This window comes from Helicobacter pylori (assembly GCF_003638305.1).
Lineage (GTDB): Bacteria > Campylobacterota > Campylobacteria > Campylobacterales > Helicobacteraceae > Helicobacter > Helicobacter pylori_DJ.
On record NZ_MVYP01000006.1, the window covers coordinates 72,439 to 99,376 of the forward strand.

24 protein-coding genes and 1 pseudogene are annotated in these 26,938 nt (G+C 37.3%); 5 read left to right on the plus strand and 20 right to left on the minus strand.

Annotated features, from left to right (window positions below; all coding sequences use genetic code 11):
* Positions 1-21 precede the first annotated feature (21 nt).
* The 17 genes and pseudogenes from cagF to EAL04_RS04075 all read right to left on the minus strand — a co-directional run bounded on the left by cagF (position 22) and on the right by EAL04_RS04075 (position 20,282).
* Positions 22-828, minus strand: coding sequence for a type IV secretion system chaperone CagF (cagF, locus tag EAL04_RS03995; protein ID WP_000814269.1), 807 nt, complete (start codon positions 826-828; stop codon positions 22-24).
* Position 829: 1 nt separating this feature from the next.
* On the minus strand, positions 830-3,781 hold the full coding sequence (gene cagE, locus EAL04_RS04000) for a cag pathogenicity island type IV secretion system ATPase CagE (protein ID WP_120973427.1): 2,952 nt from the start codon (positions 3,779-3,781) through the stop codon (positions 830-832).
* A gap of 8 nt (positions 3,782-3,789) precedes the next feature.
* Positions 3,790-4,407, minus strand: coding sequence for a cag pathogenicity island type IV secretion system protein CagD (gene cagD, locus EAL04_RS04005; protein WP_120973469.1), 618 nt, complete (start codon positions 4,405-4,407; stop codon positions 3,790-3,792).
* Positions 4,408-4,411: 4 nt separating this feature from the next.
* Entirely contained in the window at positions 4,412-4,759 is a 348-nt protein-coding gene (locus EAL04_RS04010) for a CagC family type IV secretion system protein (protein ID WP_120973429.1), read from the minus strand.
* A 142-nt stretch (positions 4,760-4,901) separates the two neighbouring features.
* Complete coding sequence (gene cagB, locus EAL04_RS04015) at positions 4,902-5,129, minus strand: cag pathogenicity island protein B (protein ID WP_000428889.1); 228 nt, start codon at positions 5,127-5,129, stop codon at positions 4,902-4,904.
* 512 nt (positions 5,130-5,641) lie between these two features.
* Positions 5,642-6,406 (minus strand): 4-hydroxy-tetrahydrodipicolinate reductase, encoded by a 765-nt coding sequence (gene dapB / locus EAL04_RS04020; protein WP_120973431.1) that lies wholly within the window; start codon positions 6,404-6,406, stop codon positions 5,642-5,644.
* A 22-nt stretch (positions 6,407-6,428) separates the two neighbouring features.
* The gene (gene glcD, locus EAL04_RS04025) at positions 6,429-7,808 is read right to left on the minus strand and encodes a glycolate oxidase subunit GlcD (RefSeq protein ID WP_120973433.1); all 1,380 of its coding nucleotides are present in this window, start codon (positions 7,806-7,808) and stop codon (positions 6,429-6,431) included.
* Positions 7,809-7,812: 4 nt separating this feature from the next.
* Positions 7,813-9,165 (minus strand): plasminogen-binding protein PgbA, encoded by a 1,353-nt coding sequence (gene pgbA / locus EAL04_RS04030; RefSeq protein ID WP_120973436.1) that lies wholly within the window; start codon positions 9,163-9,165, stop codon positions 7,813-7,815.
* A 10-nt stretch (positions 9,166-9,175) separates the two neighbouring features.
* Positions 9,176-9,814, minus strand: a complete 639-nt coding sequence (locus tag EAL04_RS04035) for an NUDIX hydrolase (RefSeq protein WP_120973438.1) — start codon at positions 9,812-9,814, stop codon at positions 9,176-9,178.
* Positions 9,814-11,034, minus strand: a complete 1,221-nt coding sequence (csd3, locus tag EAL04_RS04040; protein ID WP_120973440.1) for a peptidoglycan DD-metalloendopeptidase Csd3 — start codon at positions 11,032-11,034, stop codon at positions 9,814-9,816. Before csd3 ends, EAL04_RS04035 begins: the two co-directional genes overlap by 1 nt.
* 208 nt (positions 11,035-11,242) lie before the next feature.
* Positions 11,243-11,558: pseudogene (locus EAL04_RS07980) on the minus strand (R.Pab1 family restriction endonuclease).
* 421 nt (positions 11,559-11,979) lie between these two features.
* The gene (locus EAL04_RS04050; RefSeq protein WP_120973471.1) at positions 11,980-12,972 is read right to left on the minus strand and encodes a DNA methyltransferase family protein; all 993 of its coding nucleotides are present in this window, start codon (positions 12,970-12,972) and stop codon (positions 11,980-11,982) included.
* Positions 12,973-13,017: 45 nt separating this feature from the next.
* A complete protein-coding gene (gene gyrB / locus EAL04_RS04055; RefSeq protein WP_120973442.1) occupies positions 13,018-15,339 on the minus strand; it encodes a DNA topoisomerase (ATP-hydrolyzing) subunit B in 2,322 nt (773 codons plus the stop codon).
* 12 nt (positions 15,340-15,351) lie between these two features.
* Positions 15,352-16,476, minus strand: coding sequence for a DNA polymerase III subunit beta (gene dnaN / locus EAL04_RS04060; protein ID WP_120973444.1), 1,125 nt, complete (start codon positions 16,474-16,476; stop codon positions 15,352-15,354).
* A 55-nt stretch (positions 16,477-16,531) separates the two neighbouring features.
* Complete coding sequence (locus tag EAL04_RS04065; protein WP_120973446.1) at positions 16,532-17,599, minus strand: phospholipase A; 1,068 nt, start codon at positions 17,597-17,599, stop codon at positions 16,532-16,534.
* A 15-nt stretch (positions 17,600-17,614) separates the two neighbouring features.
* Positions 17,615-18,943, minus strand: coding sequence for a sodium-dependent transporter (locus EAL04_RS04070; protein WP_120973448.1), 1,329 nt, complete (start codon positions 18,941-18,943; stop codon positions 17,615-17,617).
* Between the two features lie 10 nt (positions 18,944-18,953).
* On the minus strand, positions 18,954-20,282 hold the full coding sequence (locus EAL04_RS04075; RefSeq protein WP_108243334.1) for a sodium-dependent transporter: 1,329 nt from the start codon (positions 20,280-20,282) through the stop codon (positions 18,954-18,956).
* Positions 20,283-20,512: 230 nt separating this feature from the next.
* Here EAL04_RS04075 and ybgC point away from each other — a divergent pair, with 230 nt between their 5' ends.
* Both ybgC and EAL04_RS04085 read left to right on the plus strand, forming a co-directional pair.
* Positions 20,513-20,914, plus strand: a complete 402-nt coding sequence (ybgC, locus tag EAL04_RS04080; RefSeq protein WP_001203800.1) for an acyl-CoA thioesterase YbgC — start codon at positions 20,513-20,515, stop codon at positions 20,912-20,914.
* On the plus strand, positions 20,904-21,164 hold the full coding sequence (locus tag EAL04_RS04085) for an HP0495 family protein (RefSeq protein ID WP_120973450.1): 261 nt from the start codon (positions 20,904-20,906) through the stop codon (positions 21,162-21,164). Before ybgC ends, EAL04_RS04085 begins: the two co-directional genes overlap by 11 nt.
* 8 nt (positions 21,165-21,172) lie before the next feature.
* Here the strand turns inward: EAL04_RS04085 and murD are convergent, their stop codons facing one another.
* Positions 21,173-22,441 (minus strand): UDP-N-acetylmuramoyl-L-alanine--D-glutamate ligase, encoded by a 1,269-nt coding sequence (gene murD / locus EAL04_RS04090; RefSeq protein WP_120973453.1) that lies wholly within the window; start codon positions 22,439-22,441, stop codon positions 21,173-21,175.
* Position 22,442: 1 nt separating this feature from the next.
* Positions 22,443-23,504: a phospho-N-acetylmuramoyl-pentapeptide-transferase gene (gene mraY, locus EAL04_RS04095; RefSeq protein ID WP_120973455.1), complete on the minus strand. Its 1,062-nt coding sequence runs from the start codon at positions 23,502-23,504 to the stop codon at positions 22,443-22,445.
* A gap of 114 nt (positions 23,505-23,618) precedes the next feature.
* Between mraY and EAL04_RS04100 the strand changes: the two genes are divergently transcribed.
* From EAL04_RS04100 to EAL04_RS04115, 3 genes are all read left to right on the plus strand, one after another.
* Complete coding sequence (locus tag EAL04_RS04100; protein WP_120973457.1) at positions 23,619-24,467, plus strand: HpaA family protein; 849 nt, start codon at positions 23,619-23,621, stop codon at positions 24,465-24,467.
* Positions 24,468-24,566: 99 nt separating this feature from the next.
* A complete protein-coding gene (rpmB, locus tag EAL04_RS04105) occupies positions 24,567-24,755 on the plus strand; it encodes a 50S ribosomal protein L28 (protein ID WP_001118998.1) in 189 nt (62 codons plus the stop codon).
* Positions 24,756-24,940: 185 nt separating this feature from the next.
* Positions 24,941-26,077, plus strand: coding sequence for a potassium channel family protein (locus EAL04_RS04115; protein WP_120973459.1), 1,137 nt, complete (start codon positions 24,941-24,943; stop codon positions 26,075-26,077).
* A gap of 220 nt (positions 26,078-26,297) precedes the next feature.
* Here EAL04_RS04115 and EAL04_RS04120 read toward each other — a convergent pair.
* A partial coding sequence (locus EAL04_RS04120) for a DUF1542 domain-containing protein (RefSeq protein ID WP_162982482.1) occupies positions 26,298-26,938 on the minus strand: 641 nt, incomplete at its 5' end.

A 26,938-nucleotide genomic window follows, 5' to 3' on the forward strand; every position in this document is an offset into this window, starting at 1 on the left:
ATTCTAGCGCATTAACACGACTCAATCGCTGTTTTTGTTTTGATTTTCTTGATCGAGCATTTTGTTTGTTACTTCATCAATGTTTTGAAAATATTTTTCAAAAAGCTCTTTCTTTTTAGCTTCAACGCTCATATCAGTCTGAATCCAATTAGGAATAATGGAGTCCATGATCAAATGCGTGAAGTCATAGGCATGATTGGTTGGGTATATTTTGTTCTGAACATAGTATTCTAAAAAATTCGCTTGAACAAAAAAATTCTCTATATCGCTCTGCATATCCTCGCTTATGTTGTTATTGATAGGTTTTTCTAGTAATCTGAGAATCCTATACGACTGCCTGATAGTTTCTAGCATGAAGTAAGCATAAACATAAACTAATGAAACAAAAGAATTATTGGCTTTAAACGAGCTTGCATCATTTTTCCCACTTTGAAGAGGAATTAATCTTGATAATGTTTTTTGGGGATCTTGCCCTTCGTTTATTTCTTTAAAAAAGCGGAAGTCTAAATCCTGATTACTAAGAAATGACTTGACAAAGTGAAGATTAGCGTTAAGACTATCTATGAGACCTGAATAAAGGTGTTCCGTTTTGACATCATCTATATTCAAAACATTCTCATAAAACACATTGACATGGTCTTCTAAGAAATTAGAAAAATCATAAAGAGCGGTAAGGTTTTGTTCAGTGATTTCACCTTCCATTTCTTCTTCTATGAAGTCCAATTCTTCTCTCAGTTCAAAAAGGTAATTAGAAAAACTATCCAAAATCGTCAGGACATCATTTTCCAAAATTTTCAATAATTTTTGTTCGCGCAAACTTTGTTTCATTTTAATACTCCTTTATTTGTTGATACATTTGCTTCAAGGCCTGATATTTATCTATGATACTATGGTTTTGGATAATCTTGTCAATTTCTTTGACAAATACAGTATCTGTGGATAAAATTTTCAAATATTCTTTAGGAATGCCTCTCAAATTAAAACTAGCGATAACGCTAGGGCTTCCATCCTGTTTGTAGAGGATTTTCCTATCCAGCCCCTTAGTGATGATTTCAAATTCTTTTTCTGTAACATTAGCTAATCTTTGGTAATCAGAAAGATTACCCCCATCGTTTCTCAAAAAAATCTTTGTAGGGCATTGTTCTCTAATCGTATCAGCAATAGGGCAAGCCAAAAGATCAGTGATGCTTTGAGTCGCAAGTCTAACAATAGCGTTTCTTTTCCTTGCAGTTTTTAGCATGTCTCTCACAAAATAAGCGACCTTTGGATCGCCTAAATATTTCCACGCTTCATCAATATCTAAGACAAATCTACGCCCATCCATTGCTTCTTGGATACGAGCGAAAAGGTAAAAACAAATAAAGGGCGAAACATCATTATTGTCTAAGAAACTTGACCCATCAACGCCAATAATCGTTTTTGAAAAATCTAAGCGATCTGTTGCTTTATTATCAAAAAGCCATTGAAATTCACCATTGGTTGATTTGCAAAAAGGCGCTAATCGCGCGACAAGCCCATTAGGATCATTGTGGTCTTTTCCAAAAGCATTAATAAGTTGAGTGATGGGATAATCTAGGTTCATATCTCCTGTAATAAGGTTGGTTACTGCCGCTGCAAGCGTGTTAGAATCGGCTAGGCTAAAAGAGATGCTGTTGCCATTTTCATCTTTTTCATCGCTTTTGGTCGCTAGGTTTTTCACAAGCTCTTTGACAACAGAAATAGCCGTTTGTTTTTGTTCCATTGTTGCATCTGTTTTTTGCACGCAAGCCGCCCAAGCAAAAGGATTTAATCCTGTATCTGTCCCTAGCTCAATCTTGACATACTCCCCACCCATTGCGACAATATTCCCATAAGCGCCATAATCTTTATCCATATAGACCATAGTGAGCCTTTGCTTGTCTTTGCTGACATTAGCAGGAAAATTATAGGCAAATTGTCCCATAGCGTTTAGAGTCATGGACATAAACACTGTCTTACCTGAACCGGTTGAGCCAAGTATCAAAGTGTGTCCTGCTGAAGCTGAACCAAAATCAGTAGGCATGTGGAAATTCAAATAAAAAGGCGAATTGATCTCGCTTTTTAGCGTCATCACGCTATTGCCCCAAGCGTTATTGTCTTGGTTGCCATCAAAACTCATCGCTCTCATCGCAATAAAATCAGCAAAATTATTAGAAGTTACATCAAAAATAAAAGGAAGCGTGATAAAAGAGCAATGTTTGGCAAAAAAGTAATTTTCCATAGAGAAAGTCGCTGCGTTGGCTAAAAAACCTTTAGCGTTAAGACTAGAGACGCATTCCTTAACGCTTTGTTTCATTTTTTCAAAGCTATCAGCAAACAGCACTAAAGAATTACCATAACTGCCTAGCGTAATATCACCATTACCCACTAATTCGCTCAAGCAACCTAAAGTCATACCCTGCTCTTTAGAGCCTCCACTAATAATAATCCTTCTAGAGGTGAAAGCTAGTTTGTCCTTTAAAACTTGTGAGTTTTTAGGCGAATAAGCATGCATAAAGATAAATTCGCTGTCTAGAGCGTTGATTTTATCAAACAAATCGCTCTGTGATTTAGGGGCGTATTCACTAATTTCAATAGCGCTAAAATATTTTTCACTCAAATCATCATTCAAGATTTTTCCATGCTTATTAGCAAAATAAACTTCTTTCACCCCTCCATGCATTTTTTCTTTGAGATACAAGTCTTTTCGGTTGCAAATAAAAGGGGCTTCATTCATTCCCACCAAAAAATTATAAAACTCGCATTGTTTGGAGTAAATAATGCCATCTTTAGTGTATTCTTTCAATCTAGTGGGGTGGTATTTACTCAGTAGCTCTTCTATGAGTTCTATCCTATCTTTGAAGTTTTCAAGCTTGGCTCTAATAATCCTTTGAAACTCTTCAAAATTATTGTCTGCAAAATGCTTTTTATTCATAACGGGTTCATTGAGAGTGTCTAATAAATCTTGCTCTATGGTGAGATAAAAACTAATATCATAAAAACTTTCTCTCTTTTGCTTCTCATTATAGGCTCGCATGAAATCATTAGAAAAAGCAAGATTATAATCCCTATTGGTTTCATCAATAACGATTTTCTTTTTAATAGTGTGAAAATAAAATTTGAATTCAGGGGTAACAAAATTCCTAAAAACGCTATAAATAGAAGCGTGTAACTCTATGAGATCTTTTTTGGAAGTGGTTAAAAAATCAATACCCCCCAATTTGATTGTGCCTAAAAGAGAATAGTTGTTAGTAAGGATCACCCCATCATCTAAAAAACATTCATAGTTATTCGCTAGATAGGAGTTTGCAGCGCTCACAAGCCTGTCTTCTCTGTTTGGATTTAAGTGGATGTCATTAGCCATTTCTTTACTAGGCTTCATGGAAAAAATGCTCATGAACGCTTTGTTTTTCACGCCCTTAAACAAAAAAGGTTTTTTAAATTTCATCGCTCGCTCCATTCTTTGATAAAGCCTGTAATCTTTCTTGAATCCAAGAGCTACAAGCACAATAACAATCGCTACAATCAAAACAGGTTCATAGGCTTGAAAAAGAATAACAGATAATACAATTGTTACAAACAATATAAATATGGAGGAATAAATAAAAGTTTCAGGGAAACCAAACAACCTATTCCCCCCATCAAACAAGACTTTAAAAAAGGGATTGACACCTTTTTGCATGTCTGCTTTAAGTTCTTCTATTTTTTGAAACTGCCGCTTTTGAACCTCTTGCTCTATAACTAGCTTTTTTTGTTCATCAGCCTGCTTGCTTGCCACAAACACCCCTCTCTTTATAGATATACCGCTTCACATGTAATCGTATAAAAGATTTTTTTGAGAGACTCTATGGTGCTAATGTGTTTCAAAAGATCATTAGGGTCATAAGAATTGAATACGGCCAATAAAACATTGTATAGCTTATCATCGCATAAAATTTCTCTTGTTTCCCCACGCAATGATAGAAAACAGCGTTGTTTGTTGGTCGTGCTGATGCTTTTGAAAGTAAAAAAGTCTTTCACTTCAGGATTGATCTGTAATTCTACATTCAGTCCCATTTCTTTACCCTTTTCATCAAAGATTTTTTCAATAATGGGATCGTAATGCTTCAAATCCTTTATTTTTTTAAGGACTCTATTGACAATCACGAAATCAAAAACTTCATCTTTGATAATATCAGGATTGACTTCTTTGAAAGTTACTTTTTTGTCTTTCAAATTTTTGATAGTCGCTTTGAAACTATCAAAATCTAAATTCGTATAAACACGCCCAGTGTTTATTTCTTTTTCTTGCGCTTCTTTTTTGGCTTCTTTGTCATCATCTGCTGACCCATACGAACTGAAAACGACGAGACTTAAGAGAACTTTCAAAAAAAAGCCTCTTAGTTTTTTATTACTATTATTATTGTTGATCAATTTAGCTAGCTCCTCCACTCTCGCCAATATTGAAGCCAAACTTAGTGCTCAAATAGATAATGCCACCCGCCACCGCTAACATAGCTATGGGTTGCGCGTAAGCAAAAACAGTCGCCTGACCTCTTTTGATGTCATCAGAGATTTTCCAAATATCCGCTATGCCTTTGACCCCTAGAGCGCAACCACCTACGATCGCTAGAACAGAAATGATCTGAACCACCAAATTTTTAGTCTCAGTAATGCCTGTTGCAGGACTGCCGACAGCCATTAAAGGATTAGTCGTTATCGCTAGCCCTAAAGTTACTACAACTTTCTTGTAGCTGTCAGTGATTCTTGTAAAAAATTTCATGCGTTTCCTTTCAAATTGAAATCAATCGTTTGAGTATATCAAAAAAAAGTATTTTTATACTATTCATACAAGCGCTACTTTATAATTTAAATCAAAACCGACGCTTTTGTTTGGCAACTGACATAATTTAGGAACAATAAACCTACTTGTCCCAGCCATTTTTCTTTCTCAAGTCGTTGTAGAATTGTAGATCTTTAGGATCTTTGATGTATTTTTTAATCGTCTCAGGTTGAAACCTAAAAACAAGCAGAAACAAACCCAAGCTGATCAGAGTGAGAATAAAGCTCCATTTTAAGCAACTCCATAGACCACTAAAGAAACTTTTTTTGAGACTGTCTTTGAAAATCTGTCCTATTGATTTGTTTTCCATGTGAATCACAAACGCTTAATTGCAAATATATACTTAATGGTAAGTATGACACACACAAACCAAACTATTTTTAGAACGCTTCATGCACCCACCTTGCTTCCAACCATTTCTCCAACCATCTTTAGCGTTGCATTTGATTTCTTCAAAAAGGCTCATTTCTTATTTCTTATTTCTTATTTCTTATTTCTTATTTCTTATTTCTTATTTCTTATTTCTTATTCTTGTTAAAATTTTTCTATTTTAGCAAATTTTTGTTAATTGTGGGTAAAAATGTGAATCATTCCTAGCCTTTAGACGCTTGCAACGATCGGGCTTTTTTCAATATTAATGAAAAAATGCCAAATATGTTACTAACCCAAGGCAAGATCAATCCTTAAAAAAACAAACCCTTCCAATACAGCTTGATTGTCATCAATATCCCTTATAGCAGTAAAAGCCCTTTAATAAGGCTAACAAAGAGCGGTATTCCATTATAGAAGCATGAACTATCTATATAAAAAAGGTTCAAACATTCAACCAAACATTTCGCTAATTTCATATTTTTTAGCGGCCTTATCTTTAAGCCATAGAGCCACTTCTAAAGCCCCTTTAGCAAAAATAGATCGGTTAGTCGCCGTATGGCTAAGCTCTATGTATTCGCCCTTTAAGTAAAACCCTATCGTGTGCTTCCCGGCGACATCGCCCCCCCTTAAAGCGGCTATACCAATGCTTTCTTTAGAGCGCAAACCTTCTCTGTGGGTGATGAGAGCGTTTTTTTCATCATACCCCCTAGCCTTAGCGCAAGTTTCATACAAACTCAACGCCGTGCCGCTCGGAGCATCTTTTTTGAGATTGTGGTGCGTTTCTATAATTTCAATATCCGCATCTTTTAATTTCAAAGAAGTTAAAAAGGCTAATTGGTTGAGCATCATAATCCCTATAGACATGTTGTGCGCATGCAAAAGCGGCACTTTTAAGGCTAATTTTTGCATTTTTTCTAGCGTTTCTTTTTCTAAACCGGTCGTGCCAGAAACTAAAATTTTAGGGCATTCTAAAAGAGCCTCTAGCAAATGATCCACGCCTTTAGGTAAAGAAAAATCAATCACGCATTCGCATGCCCTCACAAACGCTTTTAAATCATTGGTTACTAAAGGGGCGTGCGAAAAAGAGCTGAAATCCGTTTCGCATTTTTGCCTGACAAACACGCTAGACAGCTCTAATCCCTTATACCCCCCTTTTAATTCTTCTAAAAGTAATTTCCCTATACGACCGCTCGCCCCATAAACACCGATTTTCATGCACTTTCCTTGCCTTTAAACTTTATAGCCCCATTTTAAAAGGGTTTAAAATATTATTAGGATCAAGGGCTTTTTTAATGTTCCTAAAAAGCTCCATTTCACTATGATTAAACGCTAAAGGCATGAATTTGGCTTTAGACAAGCCTATGCCATGCTCCCCGCTTAAAGTCCCCTCCAAACTAATAGCAGCCTGAAAAATCTCTTCCATAGCCTTATGGCCTTTTTCTAAATCTTTTTTAGGATCTTCTAGCATGATATTCACATGCACATTACCATCGCCCGTATGCCCAAAGCAAGGGATTTTAAAGCCGTATTTTTGGCTGATTTTGGCGACTTCTTGCAACAAACTCGGCAAACTCGCCCTAGGAACGGTCACATCTTCATTCAATTTCTTTTTACCATAAACGCTAATACTTTGGGAAGCGTTACGCCTTGAAAACCATAAATCCTGCTCTTCTTGTTCGTTTTGAGCCACCTTAAAACCAACGCAACCATTGGCTTTGAAGTGCTTTTCTATCTCATTGAGTTGCCATGCAATCTGCTCTTTCACCACGCCATCCACTTGAGTGATGAGTATCGCTCCAGCATCTTTGGGTAAGCCTTTAGAAAATCGTTCTTCAACCGCTTGGATACTCAAATTATCCAAAAATTCCATCGCCACAGGCGTAACGCCGCTACTCATTGTCTTATAAACAGCGTTCATGGCGTCTTCAATATGATTAAAAACCCCCATCGCGCTTTGTTTTAGGGGCGGTTTGGCTAAAAGTTTTAAAGTGATTTCAGAAATCACGCCCAAACACCCCTCACTAGCGATCATCAGCCCTGCAATATTAAAGCCGGCGACATCTTTGATCGTTTTTTTGCCTGCCCTTATGATTTCGCCATTCGCTAAAACCACCCTTAAAGCCATGACATAATCTTTAGTGATGCCGTATTTAGCCGCGCGCATGCCGCCGGCATTTTCAGCGACATTCCCCCCTAAAGTGCTTTGATTTTCACTCGCTGGATCTGGGGGGTAGAATAAATCCAATTTTTCCACTTCATTTTGGAAATGCTTGTTAATCACGCCCGGCTCCACTCTAGCGATTAAATTTTTAGTGTCAATCTCTAAAATCTTATCCAAATGCTTTTCTACGCTTAAAACTAGCCCCCCACTCACACTCAACGCCCCCCCTGTAAAACCGCTCCCAGCCCCCCTAGGCACAACGATAAGGCGGTGCTCGTTGCAATATTTTAAAATCTGGCTGATTTCTCGCTCGTTTTTAGGGAAAATCACGCCGCTAGGCAAATGCCTTTCTTTGGTAGCGTCATAGCAATAAGCGTTCAAATGCGCTAAATCGGTGAAAAAATCCTCTCCCCCTACCAAGTTTTTAAAATATTGGATGTGTTGCTTCTCTAACATGGGCCTACTTCTTATTCATTTCTAAAGCTTTTCTTCTTTCTTCAAGCTCTTTTTCATCTCTTTCTTGATGCTCTCTCGCTCTTTGTTCAAATTCCCTCGCTCTTTGTTCGGCTTTGGCTTTTTTCCTTTCTTCTTTCAAGCGGCGTTTTTCTTCTTTAGAATTTGGTTTTGACGCTTCTTTTTTAATGGCACTCTCTTTTAAGATAGGAGTGTTTTCTGTGTCTTTTGGAGTGGCGTTATTTTCACTACTTGGCTCATTAGCGGATTCTTGCTTGATTTCTTGCTCGTTTTCTTTGGCATTGACTTTTTCATTGCCTTTATCCATTTCTAAAGCTTTTCTTCTTTCTTCAGTCTCCCTATCATCTCTTTCATCATGCTCTTTTTCTCTTTCTTCAAATTCCATAGCCTTTTTGGTGGCTTTGGCTTTTTTCCTTTCATCTCTTAAATAGCGCCTTTCTTCTTTAGCGTCAAGTTTTCGCTCTGCTTTTTGGTAGTTTTTCTCTTCTAAAGTGGGAGCGTTTTCTGCGCCTTGATTGACTTTTTTAGGCTCTTTAATGGCTTCTTGCTTGATTTCTCGTTTAATTTCTCTGGAATCAATCCTTTCTTCTTGCTTTTTAATCCTCACTTCTTTGCGTTTTTCTTTTTTGACTAAAGCGTCATAGTAAGCGAAGTAATTTTTAGATTGACTGCCTGAAAAAAGTTTCCCTAGCGTGCCTGCATCAATGCCCTCAACCCTAGAAAAAAACGGCGTAGAAGTTTTAGTAACGCCGCTTGTATCCAGCTCTCTTTTTTCTAAAATTTCAAAACTCTCACAGCTTAAAATATTGAGCGTGTTCGTGGTTACAATATAAATCACCCCCACGCTATAAACATTACACGCTTTCCTTAAATTAGCGATTTTTGGGTCAAACCCATTCAAAAAAGTAACCAACAAATCAGAGCTAATAAAATTAATATCGGTGTTAGTCGCTCTGATTTGCTCATAGAGTTCATCATTAGGAGCGATTAGAAACGCTTGGTTGTTGAATTGCCTAAAATAAACTAAATCCCCCTTTCTAGCGACCATTCTTGGAGTGGGTAAATGGCTTTGTTTCATAGACTCAAACGCTCTGAATTTAGCCGTTGCGACGCCATTTTCAACGGCAATAATGATCACTTCAGAATTAACGATTTCATAATCTGAAAGTTTAGTAACGACAAAACCAAACTCCCCCACTTGCAAATCATGAGCCGGAAAACGAATGATTTTTTTAGGCAAATCCACAAATTCTATACTCACTCTTAAGGGTTCTTGCCAAGAGGCTGATTGCAAGCTTATAAAACTCATTAAAAGAAGTCCCATCAAAAGCCTTAACATACAATTCCTTTTAAACATTTTTAAACTTTTTTAAATGCCATAAAATGGCTAAAGACAATCCGGTGGTTTTAGCGTATTGAAAATCCATTATAAAATCAAAAGCTTTTGATCGCTCTAAAAACAGCACTTCAATCTTTTCGGCATCAATCCCCCCACCCTTTGAAACTTTCAAATGCGCGCACACTTCAGCGTAATAGAGCGTTTGCAAACTCCCGCTCAACCCGGTTGCGCTATAAAATTGGCCTATGGTTTCTAAATTTTTAGGGCTAATTTGATAACCGCATTCTTCTAGCGCTTCTTCGCAAGCGATTTCTTCTAAACTCTTATTAGCCTTATCCACAAGCCCCGCGCACAATTCATAAGTGTATCCGTCAATCGTTTGATCTTGATCGCGCTTAAAATGAAAATGGCGCGCATAAATGGCTGGGCGGAATTGTTTCACAATCACAAAGCAATCGGATTCTTTTTCATAGAGTAAAACCGCCACGCTGTCTAAAGACTTAATAATATCCCATGTTTTCTTAGTATTCTCTTCATTATAATGCATGCGTTTTAATTCTATGAAATTAGAGCTAGAACAAGGCTCTAAATACACACTGGAATCATCTATTAAAGATTTTTGGTTGAAAGCATTCTTAAAATAAGACATTAAAAACCCTCTAAAAGATAAAATGAATTTTTTTCAAAAGAATGGGTTTTAAAAAGTTCTTCTAATTTTTGCTTAGAATGCTGAGCTTTTTCTAAAAAAACCTCTCTTTGTTTGCCATGCAATTTGCTTTTAGCGGTGCGGATATAGCCTAAAGGATTAATGGGGCGGGAGTTTTTATACACGCCAAAATGCAAATGCGGTCCGGTGCTTAAACCGGTGCTTCCCACTCTGCCTATGATTTGCCCTTTTTTAACGAACGAGCCTTTTTTCAACCCCTTAGCAAAAGAACTCATGTGAGCATACACCAAGCGCAATTCGTTCAAATGGATTTCAACCACCTTCCCATACCCCGCCTTAACCCCTATAAAACCCACACGGCCATCTGAAGCAGAATGGATCAAACTGCCATGTTTAGCCGCATAATCCACGCCGTAATGAGGCCGTCTGACTTTTAAAACAGGATGGAATCTCCCATAAGAAAAAGGCGAAGAAATGCGGGTGTATTTCACCGGGGTTTCTAGTAAAAACCCTGCCACTTCTTGTGCTTTTGAATCGTAATAACGCCCGTTTGAATGGGAAAAGAGATAGTATTGGTTAGAGCGAGAGCTAACCATTGCCATTTTGATAGTCGGCTGGCCAAACGCTTGCCCCACACGATAATCTCTTGTATAAACGATAGCGATCTTATCGTTTTTTGCTAAGCGTTTAAAAGGCACGCTTTTTTTATATGCGTTCATCAATTGGTTGGCTAAAAGGGGGTCATTGGTGGCTTTGACAATATCTTGATAGGGCGAAGTTTGTAAAGAAAGAAGCAAGGTTTTTTCTTTACGAGTGAAAATAATAGGGATAAAGTCTAAAAAATAATCCTCCCCTTTTTTGTAAATATGGATTTGCAAATCCTGGCTTATAGGGATAAGGGCTTGAATGAGCGTGTTATTTGCATCTCTTAAAGTGTAGTAGGTAACATTGCTTTGGATTTCAGCGCTCAATTCTTTATCTTGAGAGCTTAGGTTGTAGTAGAGTTTTTGGGGGATATGGTTTTTTTCTAAAAACCCTAACAGCGTGAGCTTATCCCACACAAGCCTTTCACCCACTAATAAAGTTTGCTTTTTAGCCATTTCATCGGCTTTTAAAAGAACCCCATAGGATAAATGGAATAAAAAAGCAACCATTAAAGAATAGATAAAATTTAAAATAATTTTCTTATGAAAAAATACCATGCAGTTGTTTAATGCCTTCAATTGAATCTGTATTTTATTAGTATAACATAAGCCATTAAAGAAAAACGATACAAGTTTAAAGCCCAGCCTTGTTTTTATGGCTTTATGAAGCGCATTTTATTGATGCATGGTTATTCCCCATAAACGGGTTTACCTCGCCTAAAGCTTATAGCGTTGGATATTCCCTTTCTAACAATTCGTATCATTGTTAATTTTGAAGTATTTTTTCTAAAATCTTTAACACATCGTTATGGTGCGCTTGGCTTAAAAGTCCAAAAATTTTAAGCATTTCTAAAAACACAAGAGCGTTGGTTTTATGGATAGTTAAAAGGGCATGCTCTTTGAGCATAGCCGTTCTGTTTAATAAGGGGGTAGTGGTTTTTAACTCCAAAATAGAAAAGCAAAAATACAGCATGGGTTTTAGAGCCATATTGTTGCTCTCTAATAACGATTTCGCTCAACTGATTATCATTAAAAGAATGAATGAGTAAGGGATAAGAAATGCGTGAAAGTTCAAAATCCATGCCCCCAAATTGATGCGATCTAAATCTTTCTCTTGTGATCGTGAAATTATCTTCTATGAATTGTTTTTGTTTTTCTAAATATTTTAAAGTATTTTCTAAATTTTCTAAACTGATTAAACCTAATCGCTTAGCGTAATCAATTATTTCACTCAATTCATAAAGAGTCTTTACTTTATTATTAGTCCCTAAAAAATGATATTTTTCATCTTTTAGGGTAGTGAGTTCAAATTTTTCTTTATCTTTAATGGGGACATCATACCCGATTTGCCACTCTACATAATGTTTTAAACTAAAAGGGATTTTTCTGGTCGCTGTTGAAATGCCATAATCGCTAAAGGCATGCCTGATTTTCACACGCGCTTTGCCTGAAATGGAAGTTAAAGGAATAGAAATCTCAATTACTTTTTTATTATTATCAATCTTAATCAAATTCACAAGGGTGTCCTTGAAACAATTTTTTAAAATATTCTAAACGCGCTCGTTTATCTTTTAAAAAAGTGTCTTTAATTTCTAAAAAAGCAAAATGATCGATGATAATATCTAAATTACCAAAATAATAAGGGATTTTAGGGGCGATTTCCTTAAAATAATGGATATATTGGTAATAAATCAATTTATCTTGGCTGATACGCACCGCATTAGCGCTTGGCGCGTTTAAAAAAGTTTTGTTGCGTTTGAGAGCGTTAATGTCTCGCATAGGGAAAAAATAGCCCACACATGCCCCAACCTTTTTAGCGTTAGGGTATTTATCCACATAATTGGCTATATAATCAAAATCATTTAAACATAGCGTCGTATCGCAATCAGTTGGAAAAACAAAACGCCTAATATCTGCATAGTCCATTCGCCCTCGCTCATATAAAGCTATCACAATAGGAAATTCGTTACTTTTAGTGAAAGATTTAGAAGAAACAACCAAAGCGTCTAAAAGCCTGTAATGATCCTTAAATAGCTTTAATTGCTTAAAATTAGCTTCTTTGATGAGATAAGATAAAGGGTGTAGCACGCAAATAAACGCCGGCTTTAAAATTGCGAAAGATTTTAAAAAACTTATCCCTAAATCCCTAGATTTCAAATCGTTGTCTATCTCAAAAATGAAATCTTTATTTTTAATATTTTGTTTGATAAAGGAAGTTCTATCGTTATAGGGGGGATTGCCCACAATGATCAAAGGCTCATCTTGGCTAATGCCATAATTTTCTCTTTTAGGATTGGCTAAAGCGTTTATCATTAAAGCACCACACTCAGGGTCAATATCCGCTCCTATTTTTTTAGGGTGGTGGAGTTTTAAAAACTCTTTATTACCACATGCGGTGTCTAAAAGCGTGTAGTTTTCAATACCAACATGCTTTTTTAAAAGCCTATAAGCACAATCCACTAAATAAGGGGGCGTGTAGTAAGCCCCTAAATTCACGCTCTCTCGTTTGGTTAAATGTTTAGGGGTTCTAATCAAAATCCCTTACACATCTAGCTGTTTCACATCTTTAGCATGCGCTTGGATAAAGGCTCTTCTAGGCTCTACTTCATCGCCCATGCAAAGCGAAAAGACTGCATCGGTTTTTTCCAAATCTTCAATTTTGAGTTTGATTAAGCTGCGGTTTTCTTTATGCATGGTCGTTTCCCATAAATCATTAGGGTTCATCTCGCCTAGCCCCTTATAGCGCTGGATATTCGCTCCCTTTTTAGCGTGATTTTCCACTTCTTCTAAAAACGCCAAAATATCCTTATTTTCTAAGAAATCTAAATTGTATTCCATAAGCTTTTGATAAGTGTAATTCGCTTCTTCAAACAACACTTCTTTAAAAAGATTGTCATCTAGGTTAAATTCCACCAAGCCCTTAGGGGTTTGCGCGTGCAAATGCAAACTTTCTTCAGTAGCAAAAGAGCGTAAGATCTGATAATTCAAGCCCTCTAATTTTTCTAAAATGCTTTTTTCTAAAACTTTCATATCAAGGCTTAAAGCGTCCTTAGTCTCAATCAAAAAGCGTAAAATTTCTAGCAAGTTGTAGCGTTTTTCTAATTCCAAAAGCGCGTAGCGGTAATGGCGTGCCACTTTTAACAAATTCATCAAATCGTTCTTGCCAATCCCTTCAATATCCACCGAATTGATGCCATGCTCAATTAAAAAATGATCCAAAGCGACGCTGTCTTTAAGATAAATTTCTGTCTTGCCTTTCTTATATTTGTAAAGAGGGGCTTGAGCGATAAAAACATGCCCTTGTTCAATCAATGGGCGTAAATAACGATAGAAAAAAGTCATCAGCAAGGTTTGGATATGGCTCCCATCCACATCAGCGTCGGTCATGATAATGATTTTATGATAGCGCAATCTTTCTATATCAAAGCTCTCTTGAATGCCACACCCAAAAGCCGTGATCATGTTTTTAATTTCTTCTGATTTTAGGATCTTTGACAAATGGCTTTTTTCCACATTTAAAATCTTACCCTTTAAAGGCAAGATCGCTTGGAAAACCCTATCGCGCCCTTGTTTAGCGCTCCCGCCCGCGCTATCGCCCTCCACTAAAAAGATTTCACTCTCTAAGGGGTCTTTACTCTGGCAATCGGCTAATTTTCCAGGCAAAGTGCCGACACTCAAATTATCCTTTTTCCTTGTAAGCTCTCTGGCTTTCTTGCTGGCTTCTCTGGCTTTTGCAGCTAGTAGGGCTTTATTGGCGATGATTTTAGCTTCGTTAGGGTTTTCTTCTAAAAACTGATGGATTTTATCATAGACTAATTTTGAAACCAACGCGCGCGCATACGAACTGCCGAGTTTGGATTTAGTCTGCCCTTCAAACAAAGGCTCGCTCATTTTCAAGCTCACAATAGCCACTAAACCCTCTTTAATGTCTTCAGAAATGGGGCGCGACTCTTTGGTTTTAATGTTATTGTCAATATATTGTAAAATCGCCTTAGACAAGCCCATTTTAAAGCCCGCCTCATGCGTGCCGCCCTCAGAAGTTTTAATGTTATTCACAAAGCTTAAGGTGTTTTCATTGTAATCATCAGCATACGCTAGAGCGACTTCTATAGAAGTGCGCGTTTCTTCATCCATGCTTTTAAACGAAATAATGGGGGTGAGCAATTCTTTTTTAGCGCTGTCTTTAACGAATTGTTTCAAGCCGTCTTCATAGAAATAAGTCTCTTGCAGTTGGGTTTTTTCTTCTTTGAAAGAAATTTTTAAGCCATCATTAAGATACGCCATTTCTTTGAAGCGCTTTTGTAAAATACCCGCTTGAAATTCAACGACCTCCATCACGCTTTCATCAGGGAAAAATTCAATAGTCGTGCCGCTTTCTTTAGCGCTTTTAGTCTTGCCAATGATTTCAAGCTCGCTAATAGGGATACCCTTTTCAAACTCTTGGCGATAGATTTGACCCTCTTTTTTAATGGTCATAATCAAGCGTTTGCTCAAAGCGTTCACAACCGAAACGCCCACGCCATGCAAACCGCCTGAAACTTTATAAGTATCGTTATCAAACTTGCCCCCCGCATGCAAAATCGTTAAAACCACGGTGCAAGCGGGGATTTTTTCCGTAGGGTGGATATCTACAGGAATGCCTCGCCCGTTATCTTCTACAATACATGACCCCTCCTCAGTCAAAGTGATATTAATCCTATCGCAAAAGCCCGCCATGCTCTCATCTACAGCGTTATCCACGACTTCATACACCATGTGGTGCAACCCGCCTATATTGGTATCGCCAATATACATTCCAGGGCGTTTCCTAACCCCCTCTAAGCCTTTTAAAACCTTAATACTATGGCTCTGGTAATTTTGCATTCAAATCAGCCTTTATAATGTGATTGGCATCATCAAAGTGGAAATTTTAGCGTTCAAGTGGCTTTGCTTTTCATCAAGGGGTTCTTGGATCAAAAAAGGCGATGAAGGCTCATTGCATTTTAAAACGAATTGCGTTGTCCCCAAAGCGTTCAAGGCTTCAAGGAAAAATTTAGCGTTCACGCCCAAATGAAAGGCTTTTTCAATATCCAAACCTTTTTCAATCTCAACAGAGGTTTTAGCCGTTTCGCTATGCTCAGAATCCAAAGATTCAAACAAAGCGTTATTTTTTTCTAAAGTGAGTTTAATGGTGGAGCTTAAAGAACTGCACAACTTAATGCTCTCTTTAAATTCTTCCTTGCCTAAAGTGAAAGAAGAAGTGTATTCTTTAGGGAGGATTTTTTGATAATCAGGGTAATTCCCATCAATGAGCTTGGTGAAAAAAGCGTGCGTTTCGTTTTCAACCACCGCTAGCATGCCATCGCTTTTAAAACTGAAATTTTCATAAAAAAGCTTAAGGATTTCCAATAAAGCCCTTTTAGGTAAAATGCAAGAAATATCTTCTTCAGTGGAGTGGATAGAGACTTTTTCTAACTGCGTGTAAGAAAGCCTTTTGGTATCCGTGCCTACCACCGAAAGGGTTTGATGTTTTTGATTGAATTGCATTAAAATACCGGCTAATTCCCTTTTATGGCTGGTTTGCTCAATCACAGGAGCGATCTTTTTAAACGCATCTACCAAAAAGGGGGTATTGACTTCTATACTCACTTTGGGATCAATAACAGGGAATTCAGGGAACTCATCAGCGTCAAACATGGGGAGTTTGAAAGAGCTTTTATTTTGTTTGATCACCAAGCTATCATCTTTAGTCTCTAAAACAATATTAGAGTCTTTTAAACATGAGATAATATCCAAAAACTTTTTCCCGTTGATCGTGCCTACGCCCTCTTTATCGCTAGATTGCGTAAAAATATAGCTTTTTAGCCCAATATCTGAATCGCTGGCTTTTAAAAAAAGCTTTTCTTTAATGACTTCTAAATGGATGTGTGAAGCGATAGAAGAAGCGTCCTTTTTATCCAAAAAAGCTTGCAAGTAGCGCAAAGCATTTTCTAAATCGTTTTTACTAACACTGATTTTCATAGCTGAATAATCCCCTTGAATTTTTAGTCTTATTATAGCATAAAAGAACGCTTTTTTAAGGGTTCAAGCGTATTCCTACCCCTATACGATTGGAAAAAACATCGTATTCATACAAGCCATCGCCATAGCCGTTAAACCACTGCGCATAAATCCCCACAAAAGGGTTAATGCGATAGGTATAGCCTAAGCGGAAAGCTCCATGCCAGCGATCATAACGCCAGTATTGCGTGAAAATATCATAAAGTTGCAATTCAAAATGGTGGCGCCCTCTCCTGTAATCTATTTTAGCGTTACCATACCCCATGTAATCAATCAAATTAGGGTTGGATTGATCATAAGGGACATAGGGCCAATAAGCGACCATGATTTTCAAGCCTCCCTTTTCCCACACCAAACGAAACACAGGGCGTTGCCCCGCGCTCACCGAGCGACACCCCCCCCAACGCACATCTTTTTGCCCGTTATAATCTTTAACGATTACAGGCCCTCCTGGAAACTGGTTTTCAGGATTGCCTTCTTTATTAAAAGGCTGATAGCATTGCGCGCCTCCCACGCCATTAGAAATGTGCTGCCAACCTATCCAAATCTCAGAAAAATTCCCTATTTTACCCCCAAAAGGTTTAAAATTGATAGGATAAACATAAATGAGTTCAGGCATGAAATTGATCATTCGCATGGGAGCGGATTGGGGGTTATTATAAATTTGAAACCAGTTAGTTTGGGTATAAGCCAAATAAAGCGTGCCTTTAGTCCAAAGAATATGCCTAAATACAGGCACTCTAAAACTGATTTGGAATTTAAACTCATTGCGTTGGTAGGGGTTGATATTAGGGTGGTACCATTGAAAAATGGGGGTGAAACTATGATAAAAAGGCAAAAAGTAAGTGCCTAGATAATCCATCATGTTTAAATATTTTTTAGCAAAATCCACCCAAGAATGTTCTTTGGGGGCTTTTTGTGGAGGGAGATACCAAGCATTAGACAAATCGTTTTGCGTTTTAATAATGTGCAAATCCTGTTTGCGCAAATAGTAGTTATAATCCACCTTAAAATTATCTTGTGAAAATTTTTTGCCTTCTAACTGACAAACTACAAAAATCATAAAGAGCCAAATGCTTTTCATCAAGACTTCTTATTTTCATTTAAATTGCAAGATAAAAATCGCTAAAATCACTACAGGCGCGATAAAACGAACGCTAAAATGCCACGCTTTAAAAGCGTTTGCGTTAAAGAAATGCTTCGTGGCTAAAAAAGAGCGCTTTTTATTTAAAACCCACCCCACAAATAAGACTGAAAACAAGCCTCCCAAAGGCATTAAAAACGAAGAAGTGATGAAATCCAACCACCCGAACACGCTCTTATGAGCGAAGCTCAAAAACTTAGCGTATCGTTCATTCATAGAAAGAATGACTAAAACGCCTAAAACATACACAACAACCCCTATCCATAGCGACGCTTGAAGGCGTGAGAAATTAAAACGATTGATAAGATAAAGCGCTAAAGGCTCTACCAAAGAAACCATAGAAGTGATCCCGGCAAAAACAAGCGCCATAAAGAAGAAAAGCGAAACGATCTGCCCACTGATTCCCATTTTAGCGAAAGTCAAAGGCAAGGAAATAAAAACAAGCCCTGGCCCTTGAGACACATCTGCATGGTATTCAAACACAAAGGTAAAAATCATCACCCCAGCAATCAAAGAGATTAAAATACCGGGCAAGACAATAAATAAAGAGCTTTTGAATAGGTTTTCTCTTTTGGGCGTAAAAGCTGAATAAGTAATAATCGTGCCGACCCCCAAACTCAAAGAAAAGAACATCTGCCCTAAAGCATCCATAACAACCTTAAAATCAATCTTTTGAATCTCAAAATTAAATAAAAAGTGCAAAGCTTTAGGCATGCTTTCTAAAGTCATCGCATAGATTAAAAGCCCTATGAAAATCACAAACAATAAGGGCATCAGCACGACATTTAATTTTTCAATCCCCTCTTCAATCCCCCTAGAAACAAACCATATTGTCGGCAATAAGCATGCGCTAAAGCCAATAACAGGCCAGATTAAACTGCCATTTTGGAGCATGCTAAATTGCATTTTAGCTTGCTCTAAATCTTTAGGCAAATCAAAAGTTACTACAAAAAGATAGTAAAGCACCCAGCCTAACACCACCGCATAAAAGGATAGAATGAGAGGGCCGCCTAAAATAAAAAAAGAAGTGAAAGGGTAATATTTTTTCCTTTTAGGATCTAAGATTTGATAATTAGAAACAACGTCTTTTTTACCCAAATTCCCAATCAGCATTTCCACTAAAAGCATAGCAATGCCTAAACTCAAGGTTAGCACTAGGTATAAAAGCACAAACGCGCTCCCCCCATTATGACCTACCATATAAGGAAAGCGCCAAATATGCCCTAAACCGATAGAGCTACCCAAAGTGGCTAAAATAAAGCCTAATTTAGAAAATTTTCCCATGCCAAATATTTTAATAAATCTTGCTCAACCAAATGGAAAACACAATTAAAGGGGTGATGTATTTAAGCAAGAAATACCAAGTTGCAAACAATTTAGGGCCTAAAAAGTGCGTGCTTAAAAGACGCAATTTTTCTTTTTTCAAAACCCAACCCATAAAAATAAAGGTTGCCATCCCGCCTAAAGGCATGATAATGGTGCTTGAGGCAAAATCCAACCAATCAAAAAGACTTTTTTCAAAGAAAGTGAGATAGTCTTTATAATCCTTATGGAGCGAGAAAATCAACACCACGCCTACGATAAAAATTAGCGCTACAAGACCCCAAGTAACCTTAAAACGAGAGTATTGATACTTTTCGGTAAGATACATCACGCTTGGCTCTAATAAAGCCACCGTAGAAGTGATGCCAGCAAAAGCGAGCGCGAGCAAGAAAAGAACTGAAACAAGAATGCCTATCGCTCCCATTTGGCCAAAAACCACCGGTAAAGAAGTGAAAATTAACCCTGTGCCTTGTGAGACATTCGCCCCATATTCAAACACAAAAGTGAAAATCATAAGCCCTGCCACAAGAGAAATTAAAATCCCTGATAAAACCACCCAAATCGTGCTTTTAAGCAAATTCTGCGTTTTATCCGTAACCGCAGCATAAGTGATATTGATCCCTAAACCGATGCTTAAAGAAAAGAAAACCTGCCCCAAGGAATAAGTGAACACTTGAGAAGTCAAATCTTTTGGTTTGAAATCAAACATGAAATGGAAAGCTTTAGAAAAAGAATCCATGCTCATCGCATAGAAAAGCAAACCAAAAAAAGTGGCAAAGAGTAAGGGCATTAAAACCAAATTGAGTTTTTCAATGCCTTCTTTAATCCCTCTAGAAACAATCCATCCGGTTATGAATAAAACGCTAAAAAGCCCTATGGATTGTAGCCCTATAGACTGCAAAGTTTGAGTAAAAATTTGTTCAGATTCTTGGATATTGTTAGGCAAATTAAAACTAACACTCACCAAATAATAAAGCACCCAACCTAAAATAGTGCCATAAAAAGTCAGTATTAATGGCCCAGAAATAAGCAAAATCCCTGCGTATTTCCAGCGTTTTTTGGGGTTAAGGTCAAGCTCTTTAAAAGCTTCTATTACATTTTTTTGAGTGCTTTGCCCTAATAGCATTTCAGCGATAAACATCGCCGCACCAACGCTTAAGGATAAAAATAAAAACAATAGAACAAAAGCACCCCCACCGCTCACCCCAGTCATGTAAGGAAAGCGCCAAATATGCCCTAAACCTATCGCGCTCCCTAAAGCCGCTAAAACAAATCCTAATTTAGAAAAATGATTACCCATATCTTAATTACCAGACTCCTTGTCAATGATTAAAATTAAAGAGCTATGTCCTTAATCGTTTAACTATTGCTGTATTAGTTTTTTTAAAATCTTTAAAGATCTTAAGATTTAAGAAAAAACCCACTTCAAAAATACCTAAAAATATAAAGCAACGCCCCTAGATTATACTATAGTTAAGTTACATATTGTATAATTTTAAGAAAGTTTCATTATTTAAGTAAGGGGAATTAATGCGCTGTAGGGTATATTACGAAGATACCGACTCTGAAGGCGTGGTCTATCATGCGAATTATTTGAAATATTGCGAAAGGGCTAGGAGCGAGTTTTTTTTTAAACAAAATGTCTTGCCCGAAAATGAAGAAGGCGTGTTTGTTATCCGCTCTATCAAAGCGGATTTTTTCACCCCTGCGAGTTTGGGACAAGTCTTAGAGATAAGAACGCAAATTAAAGAATTAAGAAAGGTTTTTGTGGTGCTTTTTCAAGAAATTTATTGTATCCAAAACGCTTCTTTAGAGCCTATGAAGCCTTTCAAAGTCTTTGCTTCAGAAATCAAGTTTGGCTTTGTCAACCGCTCTACATACAGCCCTATTGCCATTCCTAAATTGTTTAAGGAGCTTCTTAGTGCCGTCTGATTCAGAAAAACCCACCATTATTTACCCTTGCCTTTGGGATTATAGAGTGATTATGACCACTAAAGATACAAGCGCGTTAAAAGAGCTTTTAGAAACCTACCAACGCCCCTTTAAATTGGAATTTAAAAACACTTCTAAAAACGCTAAATTTTATAGCTTTAATGTTTCTATGGAAGTTTCAAACGAAGCGGAACGGAACGAGATTTTTCAAAAAATCTCACAATTAGAGGTCGTGGCGCATGCGCTTTAATCTATCTTTTAATCTCTTAAAACAAACGCCTTGAATTTTTCACCCCTTTCTTTATACGAAGAAAATTGATCCAAACTGGCCGCGCTGGGTGAAAGCAAAGCGATTTCATTTTGTAATAAAACGCTTTTAATTTTTTGAACCGCTTTTTCTAACTTTAAACAAACCTGACAAGAAACATTAAATTCTAACGCTAAGGCTTGGATGATAGAAGCGCTTGATCCTATGGCATAAAGGCTTACTTCATAGTTTTTAAATTCTTCAAAAAGGGGGGTTAAATTAACCCCTTTAATATCGCCCCCTACAATCAAATGGATTTTTTGGTTTTTAAAGGTTTTTAGGGCTTGTAAGGTGGCATCAATATTCGTGGCTTTGCTGTCATCTACCCACAAACGCCCTTCTTTATCCCTAAATTCTTCCATTTTATGCGAGCCGATTTTAAAAGCGTTCAGTCTTTTAAGGGCGTTTTCTCTATAGTCTTGCCATTTTAAATTCTTTATTTTTAAAAATTGCTCATAAACTAGAAGGGCTAAGGCAGCGTCTAGTAAAAACGCTCCCTTAAAAAAAAGAGCGTTAGAAGGGATTTTTAAATACTCTAAAACTTCTTCGCTGTGATCAAAAAAGATTTTTTGCGCTTGCGAGTTTTGAATAATAGGGTGTTCTTTGAATTTTAAAGGGAGGATAGCGAGCGAAGTTTTAGGCATCAACGATAAAACCTTGAGTTTAGCGTTCAAATAATTTTCAAAATTGCAATGCCAAGTCAAATGATCGGCTTCTACATTGATGAGCAAGTAGATTAAAGGGTAAGCCTTATTCGTGTAATACAAAGAAAAGGAGCTTGTTTCTAGCACCCACAAGGGCGATTGTTTTTCAAACAATTCAATCAGGGGCGTGCCGATATTCCCCCCACTCACAGCCTTAAAATCTTCTAAAAGCGTGGTGAGCATTTCTGTCGTGGTGGTTTTACCATTAGTGCCGCTAATGCTTATCATCGTAGGCGTGAAAGAATAATCAAACAAGCTATCAATATAATCGTATTCGCTCATTAAATGCTTGGCTTTTATGACTAAAGGGTGCGTGAAGCTAATACCAGGGCTGACTATCTCTAGTTGGGAATCATTAGGGTTAAAATCCTTACTGGGATAACAAAGAAAACCCTCGCTATCTTTATGAAATGAAGGGAATTTATCATCAAAAAATTTGACTTCATTATGGTTTTTTTTAAAAAAACGCGCTAGGGCTAGAGTGGTTTTGCCATGCCCCAATAAAGAGATTTTCATTTTAACGCACCTTCAAGCTCAAAAGAGCGACTAAATTACTCAGCATAGAAATGATCCAAAAACGCACGATCACCTTATTTTCTGCCCAACCCTTTTGTTCAAAATGATGATGGATGGGCGCCATTAAAAAAAGGCGTTTTTTACGGATTTTATAGCTCCCTACTTGCAAGATCACCGACAGAGTTTCTACCACAAAAATAGACCCCATTAAAACGAGTAAGATTTCATTGTGCGAAACAATAGCGTTATAAGCGATAAACCCTCCTATTGCCAAACTCCCGCTATCGCCCATAAACACGCTTGCTGGGTTGCAGTTATACCACAAAAAGCCAAAGAGCGATCCCACTAACGCTAGCGAAATCACAAACAATTCCCCCACATCTATGACTTTAGGATAGAGCAAGTATTTAGAAAATTCCGCATTCCCTGCCACATACACAAAGATAGAAAGGCTTAAGAGGGTGAAAATGCTAGGCACGCTCGCTAATCCGTCTAAGCCGTCGGTTAAATTCACCGCATTGCTCGTGGATAAAAAAACCAACACCCAAAAACCAACCGCTAACATCGTGGGCATTTCAAACAAGGGGTTTTTCAAAAACGGCGCGTATAAAAAAGTGTCTAACCCCTTAAGGCTCAATAAAACAGACACCACAAGCGAAAGGATAAACAGCATGCCAAATTTCATTTTCGCGCTCATCCCGGCGTTATTTTGTTGGTTGATTTTAGTGTAATCGTCTCTAAAACCCACAAAACTAAAGCCCACTAACACGATTATCCCTAACAACACATAAAGATTGCCCAAAGACGCGCACAACACGCTCGCAACAATGGTTGCAAAAACAAACACAATCCCCCCCATCGTAGGGGTATCCTTTTTATTCTGGTGGCTTGGCACGAAGCTAGAAATGGGCTGGTTAGCCTTTTTAGCCTTGGCCCATAGAATGAATTTAGGCATTAAAAAAAGCGTGAGAAAAAAGGCTATGAAAAACCCTAACCCTGCTCTAAAAGTCAAATATTGGAAAAGATTGATATTAAAATAGCCATATAGTAAAGAATAGAGCATAAAATCCCCTAAAATCGCCATGCTTGAAATTAGAAAAAGTAAAATTGTAGCGCAAATTGATTTACTTAAAAATAGTATAATTATAATTTCAATTTTTATTTTTAGGAGTCTTTTATGGAGTGTTCGTTTATTTTTAAAAAAGTTAGGGTTTATTCTAAAATGTTGGTGGCTTTAGGGCTTTCAAGCGTGTTGATCGGTTGCGCGATGAATCCAAGCACTGAGACAAAAAAACCAAATGACGCCAAAAACCAACAACCAGTTCAAACTCATGAAAGAATGAAAACAAGCTCTGAACATGTTACGCCGCTAGATTTTAATTACCCGGTGCATATTGTTCAAGCCCCACAAAACCATCATGTTGTAGGTATTTTAATGCCACACATTCAAGTGAGCGATAATTTAAAGCCCTATATTGATAAGTTTCAAGACGCTTTAGCCAATCAAATCCAAACTATTTTTGAAAAAAGAGGCTATCAGGTGTTGCGTTTTCAAGATGAAAAAGCTTTAAATGCGCAAGATAAAAGAAAGATTTTTTCCGTTTTAGATGTGAAAGGGTGGGTAGGAATCTTAGAAGATTTGAAAATGAATTTAAAAGACCCCAATAATCCCAATTTAGACACGCTAGTGGATCAAAGCTCAGGCTCTGTATGGTTTAATTTTTATGAGCCAGAAAGCAATCGTGTCGTCCATGATTTTGCTGTGGAAGTAGGAACTTTTCAAGCAATAACATACACATACACCTCTACTAATAACGCTTCAGGAGGGTTTAATTCTTCAAAAAGCGTTATCCATGAAAATTTGGATAAGAATAGAGAAGATGCGATACACAAGATTTTAAACAGAATGTATGCGGTTGTCATGAAAAAGGCTGTAACAGAACTTACAGAAGAAAATATCGCCAAATACAGAGACGCTATTGATAGAATGAAGGGCTTTAAAAGTTCTATGCCTCAAAAAAAGTAGTTCTTAAACGAACCATTTAAAAATTAGCCTTAAAATCAGTCTTTTTAAAGGCTAATTTAGGTATAGTGTCAAATTCATTTCAATATTTAAGGATACACAATGGCAAAAAGATGCGCTTTAACTTTCAAAGGGCCTATGATAGGCAATCATGTCAGTCATGCGAACAACAAAAACAAGCGCCGCTTACTCCCTAACTTGCGATCGATTAAGATCCAATTAGACGACGGCACGACTAAACGCATTAAGGTGGCTGCTTCCACTTTAAGAACCATGCGTAAAGGGGCTTAGTTTTTAGAATTTCTATCCATTTTGATTGCAGGGGTGGTTTTGATGTTTTTGATAACCTTTTTGAAACTCCCCTTAAAACTAAACTTCTTTTTGAGATTAAAACACAGCCTAAATTAGGTTAGCGTTTTGATTAAATTTAGAGGTGAACGCTTTCAAAAGAATTTATTTTGATCTAGGAATTGGTTTTGTTTGAAAAGTTGAAATTTTTTAAAATCAAAAAAGACGATGAAAATCAACCAGAAGTCAATTTAAATTCTGAAATCTATGAGCAATTTAAGGTCTTTAGACTCCCGCTTATTTTAATCCAATTGCTTGTGCTTTTAGGCACTCTGGGATACTTCGCCCTAGAAAATTATAGCCTTATGCAAGCCTTCTTCCAAACGACTTACACCATGACAGCTACAGGGTTTGGCGCTTTAAATGAAAGCCAGTTTGGGCCTATAAGTATTTTTTTAACTTCCATTTTAATGTTTTTTGGGGCAGGAATTATTGCCTTTAGCGTGGCTATTTTAGTTAGCGTGGTCAATAAAGGCACGCTTACCAGATTGATTAAGGAGAAAGGTATGATTTATAAAATCGCGCGCCTTAAGGATCATTATGTGATTTGTTACCACAACGAATACACCATTGAATTGAGCAAGCAGTTCCGCTCCGCTCAAATCCCTTTTGTGGTTGTGGATAATGACCCTAGTTTTGAAGAAGAAGCTATTAAGCACAAATACCCCTACTATATCATAGGCGATCCACACACCAATTTAGCCATGCTAAAAACCCACTTAAGCAGCGCTAGGGGCGTTGTGGCGTTGTCTAAGATTTTACCGGTGAATGTGGCGTTAATGGTGAGCGTGCGCTTGTTTGAAAAGGAATTAAAGCGCAAACCTTACTACATCATTGCGAGCGCGCATAGCGATGAAGGTTTAGAAAAATTAAAAAAATTAGGGGCTGACATGGTGGTTTCCCCTACAAAACTCATGGCGCAGAGAGTGAGCGCGATGGCAGTGCGTCCGGATATGGAAAATATCTTAGAGCGTTTTATCAATAAAAAAGACACGCTTTTAGACTTAGAAGAAGTGATTGTCCCCAAAACCAGCTGGCTTGTGTTAAGGAAATTAAAAGAAGCCCATTTTAGAGAGATCGCCAAAGCCTTTGTGATTGGTATCACTCAAAAAGATGGCAAATACATCCCCATGCCTGACGGGGAAACGGTTATTGCAAGCGAATCCAAGCTATTAATGGTTGGCACTTCAGAAGGCGTTGCGACCTGTAAGCAACTCATTACTAGCCACCAAAAACCCAAAGAAGTGGATTACATTTCATTGTGATCTCACACAGCCCTTTTTATAAAATAAAAAAGGTTTGGATCTCATCAAATATGGATAATAAAATCTAAAAAATACTAAAAACATTTTTTACAATTAATAGCAAAGAGCTTGGCGTTAGCCAAAAAGCTTTAGTCATTCATGTTTAATTAGAATAGATCCAAGATTTAAACGGATTTTGGGCTTATTTTTCTCACACCCATACACTCAATGGGAGTTAATGTTATAACCCTTTTAAAGCCCTCATTGTTGATATGCTCGTTATTATCGCTTCATTGAAATAATTGATATTGCCGTAAAAATACCCATGATACAAACTTAAAACACCGCTCACATTCTCCACTAAAAGCTTTGTATAATAAATTTGAGATGTGTATTTGTATATGATCTTTTGGATGCTTTCTTTCAAAAAGCCTTCGGTCGTTTTCAACCCAAAAAACGCGCTGTTTTCTGTTTTTTGAGAAGTAACAAAACTAAAAAAAACCTCTATTTCGTATTTTTTGCTTTTCTCTAGCGCATAATCGCTTAAATCCTTGATTTTTTGCTCCCATCCGCCTTGAATATAGATCACATTCCTAATATAATAAACGCCCGCAAATAAGCCGCTAAACTTCGGCTTTAGTGTTTCTAAAAGTTCGTTAAATGCGGTTTTTTTCGCTTCGGTTATCTCGCTTGTGGCTTGTTGCTTTTCTTGCTTTAGCGCTTCAAGGCTTGCGGTTTTGTTCGTGTTTATTTCATTGTTAGCGGTTGTTTTCGCTTCGTTAATGTTAGTTATCGCTTGCGTTTTTTCGTTGCTTATTTCATTGTTAGCGTTTTCTTTAGCTTCGTTAATGTTAGTTATCGCTTGCGTTTGTTTTTCGCTTA

Bases quoted from the DNA above. Each gene is read 5' to 3' on its own strand.
- dnaN (WP_120973444.1), bottom strand. From the start codon at position 16,476: ATGAAAATCAGTGTTAGTAAAAACGATTTAGAAAATGCTTTGCGCTAC.
- murD (WP_120973453.1), bottom strand. From the start codon at position 22,441: ATGAAAATCTCTTTATTGGGGCATGGCAAAACCACTCTAGCCCTAGCG.
- EAL04_RS04100 (WP_120973457.1), top strand. From the start codon at position 23,619: ATGGAGTGTTCGTTTATTTTTAAAAAAGTTAGGGTTTATTCTAAAATG.
- dapB (WP_120973431.1), bottom strand. From the start codon at position 6,406: ATGAAAATCGGTGTTTATGGGGCGAGCGGTCGTATAGGGAAATTACTT.
- pgbA (WP_120973436.1), bottom strand. From the start codon at position 9,165: ATGTTAAGGCTTTTGATGGGACTTCTTTTAATGAGTTTTATAAGCTTG.
- EAL04_RS04075 (WP_108243334.1), bottom strand. From the start codon at position 20,282: ATGGGTAATCATTTTTCTAAATTAGGATTTGTTTTAGCGGCTTTAGGG.
- csd3 (WP_120973440.1), bottom strand. From the start codon at position 11,034: ATGGTATTTTTTCATAAGAAAATTATTTTAAATTTTATCTATTCTTTA.
- EAL04_RS04065 (WP_120973446.1), bottom strand. From the start codon at position 17,599: ATGAAAAGCATTTGGCTCTTTATGATTTTTGTAGTTTGTCAGTTAGAA.
- mraY (WP_120973455.1), bottom strand. From the start codon at position 23,504: ATGCTCTATTCTTTACTATATGGCTATTTTAATATCAATCTTTTCCAA.
- glcD (WP_120973433.1), bottom strand. From the start codon at position 7,808: ATGTTAGAGAAGCAACACATCCAATATTTTAAAAACTTGGTAGGGGGA.
- cagB (WP_000428889.1), bottom strand. From the start codon at position 5,129: ATGGAAAACAAATCAATAGGACAGATTTTCAAAGACAGTCTCAAAAAA.
- EAL04_RS04010 (WP_120973429.1), bottom strand. From the start codon at position 4,759: ATGAAATTTTTTACAAGAATCACTGACAGCTACAAGAAAGTTGTAGTA.
- cagF (WP_000814269.1), bottom strand. From the start codon at position 828: ATGAAACAAAGTTTGCGCGAACAAAAATTATTGAAAATTTTGGAAAAT.
- EAL04_RS04070 (WP_120973448.1), bottom strand. From the start codon at position 18,943: ATGGGAAAATTTTCTAAATTAGGCTTTATTTTAGCCACTTTGGGTAGC.
- rpmB (WP_001118998.1), top strand. From the start codon at position 24,567: ATGGCAAAAAGATGCGCTTTAACTTTCAAAGGGCCTATGATAGGCAAT.
- gyrB (WP_120973442.1), bottom strand. From the start codon at position 15,339: ATGCAAAATTACCAGAGCCATAGTATTAAGGTTTTAAAAGGCTTAGAG.
- EAL04_RS04035 (WP_120973438.1), bottom strand. From the start codon at position 9,814: ATGTCTTATTTTAAGAATGCTTTCAACCAAAAATCTTTAATAGATGAT.
- ybgC (WP_001203800.1), top strand. From the start codon at position 20,513: ATGCGCTGTAGGGTATATTACGAAGATACCGACTCTGAAGGCGTGGTC.